Source organism: Pseudonocardia kujensis (genome assembly GCF_021283305.1).
GTDB classification, from domain to species: Bacteria; Actinomycetota; Actinomycetes; order Mycobacteriales; family Pseudonocardiaceae; genus Pseudonocardia; species Pseudonocardia kujensis.
Genome location: NZ_JAJSOK010000144.1, coordinates 1 through 2,689, shown reverse-complemented (window position 1 = coordinate 2,689; position 2,689 = coordinate 1). Strand labels below are relative to the sequence as shown.

Annotated in this window: 3 protein-coding genes; 2 read left to right on the top strand and 1 reads right to left on the bottom strand. The window is 68.4% G+C overall.

Going from position 1 to position 2,689, the window contains the following annotated elements; translation table 11 throughout:
• A partial coding sequence (locus LWC35_RS38680; RefSeq protein WP_232868929.1) for a glutamine amidotransferase occupies nucleotides 1–127 on the bottom strand: 127 nt, incomplete at its 3' end.
• A 422-nt stretch (nucleotides 128–549) separates the two neighbouring features.
• Here LWC35_RS38680 and LWC35_RS41200 point away from each other — a divergent pair.
• Both LWC35_RS41200 and LWC35_RS38675 read left to right on the top strand, forming a co-directional pair.
• Nucleotides 550–1,158, top strand: coding sequence for a 3,4-dihydroxy-2-butanone-4-phosphate synthase (locus LWC35_RS41200; RefSeq protein ID WP_372463179.1), 609 nt, complete (start codon nucleotides 550–552; stop codon nucleotides 1,156–1,158).
• Nucleotides 1,159–1,323: 165 nt separating this feature from the next.
• Complete coding sequence (locus LWC35_RS38675) at nucleotides 1,324–2,313, top strand: oxidoreductase (protein ID WP_232875564.1); 990 nt, start codon at nucleotides 1,324–1,326, stop codon at nucleotides 2,311–2,313.
• Nucleotides 2,314–2,689: the final 376 nt, after the last annotated feature.

Sequence of the window (2,689 nt, the reverse complement as noted above, 5' to 3'; positions counted from 1 at the left end):
CACCAGCACCCTCCTCGTACTCCGTGGAGTGGAACTGGTCGAAACCCTTCATGTGGATCGTGTGCTTGATCCAGGACTCACCCGCGACCAGGACGCGGAGCGGGGCAGAACTCAGACTGTCGGGCACATGCCCTCCTCTTCGAGGTAAACGTTTCTGCCAAGGGCGTACCTGCCGCCCGGTTCGCGGCCCCCTACCCGGCCGAAAGTAGCCAGATCCCGGAGAACTGACAAGGGCTCGGAACGTTTCCACCCGGCCAGCAGAGGTCGAGCGGCTGAACGATGTGCCTCGGGGCGCCGGCCCAGGACTCACGGACCCGGACGGCCCGTCGGGAGGCTCGCTGGGTGGCCGGCCCCTCCCGCGACCGCTACCGGACGGCGTGCGGTCCTGCCGAGCGAGCAGACGGGCCCGTAATCCCTCGGCATCCCTCGGCGCCCCCGGGCCCAGACGGGCAGCCCCAGCGGTCGGGCAGCCCCAGCGGGCCGCCGGGTGCTTCGTCACCGCTGGGATCGCGCGTACCGATCAACTGACCGTTGACACGCCGTGGAGCGATGCCCATACTCAGGCGCGATGTTGGACGTTTGTTCAAAGTAGCCCGGCAGATCGGGTCGCACAGGGCGGTGAGTTCGGCAGGAAGCTCGACCCCTGTGGCGGAGGCCGAGGTGGTCGCCGTGTGCAGGTCGATTCATCGCGAAGGGTGGGATCCTCAGGTGGTCCGTAGGACCGGAGAGCTGGAGCGTGCCGCTCAGGCAGTGCGTTCGGCCGTCGAGGCGCTTCCGTCAGGTGGGCTGGTCGTGGTCGCCGATGACCATGGACACGAGGACGAGGGCGATCTGATCCCGGCGGGCGCTCTGACAACCGCGGACGCGGTGGCCTTCAGGGTGCGGCACACGACCGGCATCCTGTGTGCGCCGATGCCTGCCGCCCGCGCCCGGGAGCTGGGCTCGAGGACATGGTCCCGAAGAACACGGACACCCACGGCGCCGCGTCCACGATTCACCGTCGACCACGGCAGCTGCGGAACGGGCATGTCGGCACAGGATCGAGCCCTGACTCTGAAGGCCACTGGCCGACCCGTGTGCATCGGAGGTCACCTGGCCCGCCCGCGTCCATCTGAGAAGGTTCGACCAGTTCGTCACCGACACGGGTGCGCTGCGTAGCCCGGTGAGTGGTCTGGTGCAGCAGTTGTCGTGTCCCGAGCGTCTTGCTCCGTCGATCGCTCAGATCGAGGTGGGTGGCTCGCTGAGCGCGGTGTTCGACGGTTCCAACCACATCTTCTGACCGGTCGGACGGCCGACCGCCTGCGGTTTAAGGAGACGCTCATGTTGCTCGACCCCCTCAAGGTTCGGGGCCTGGAGCTGCCGAATCGGGTCGTCATGGCGCCGATGTCGCAGCGCTCCGCTGACGAGACCGGGTGCGCAGATAGTTGGCATCTGGTGCACTACGGCTCGCGTGCGGTCGGTGGTGTCGGGCTCGTGATGATCGAGGACTCGGCGGTCTCGCCCGAGGGCCGCGGCCACGGCGGTGCTCTCGGCCTCTACACCGACGAGCAGGCCGCGGCGCTGGCGCCCATCGTGGATTTCTGCCACGCGCAGGGGGCCAAGGTCGGTGTGCAGCTCGGGCACACCGGGCGGAAGGCCTTCGCCGACAGCGACGCGCTCGACCAGGTCGTCGGTGCTACCGGGGCGCCCTTCAGCACCTCGAGCCACCAGCCCCACGCGCTGACCGACGAGGAGATCTGCGACCTGGTCGCCGCCTTCGGGCAGGCCGCAGCCAGGGCGAGTCGGGTCGGCGTCGACGTGATCGAGATCCACGCCTCGCACGGCTATCTCATTCACGAGTTCCTTTCGCCGCTGACCAACCACCGCTCAGGCCCGTACGGCGGCAGCCCCGAGGCCAACAGTCGGTTCCTGCTGGAAATCGTGGAACAGGTACGCGCAGCCTGCGAGCCGGGAATGCCGCTGTTCGTCCGGCTGGCGATCGACGACCTCGCCGACGGCGGCTGGCATGTCGACGACGCCATCCCGGTCATCAACCAGCTCAGCCGGGCCGGCTGCGATGCCATCGACGCCGCGGCCGGCGGCGCGGTCGAGGGCGCGTCATCGTTCGAGATCCCGGTCGACTTCCGCAACCTCGCCGCACAGGTCCGCGAACGCACTGGTGTGCCGACCATCGTCGCCGGCGGCATCAGCAGCGCCGAAGCGGCCGAAGCCGCGCTCGCCGGCGGGGACTGCGACCTCGTCGCGATCGGACGGCTCCTGCTCACCAACCCGTTCTGGGTCAACTCCCTGAAGGAGGCGACACAGGCCACATGACCATGCTCACGCGAGACCAACCCTCGACGCCCGAGCGCACCCTGCTGCCAGGCCGTTCCCGAACGAGCGTACGTGCAAGCAGTCCGTCGCCGAGTGGACCGTACTTCGCCACGAAGTCGAGCTCCGACCTCGGGTGGCGTGGAGAGATCCCAGCCTCGCCCCACGTTGTCGCAGCTGGTCCGCGGAGCGTCGGACTCAGCCTCACCCGTTCCTTCCTCTTCACACACGATTCCCGACGATGGAGTGAGTCATGGCACTGAAGTTCTGGGTGACGACGCCCTTCTTCTACTCGGACATGGACCGCCCGTGGGGCGAGCTGCTGCAGGACATGCTGACGATCGTGGACACGGCCGAGCGGCTGGGCTTCGAGGGCGTC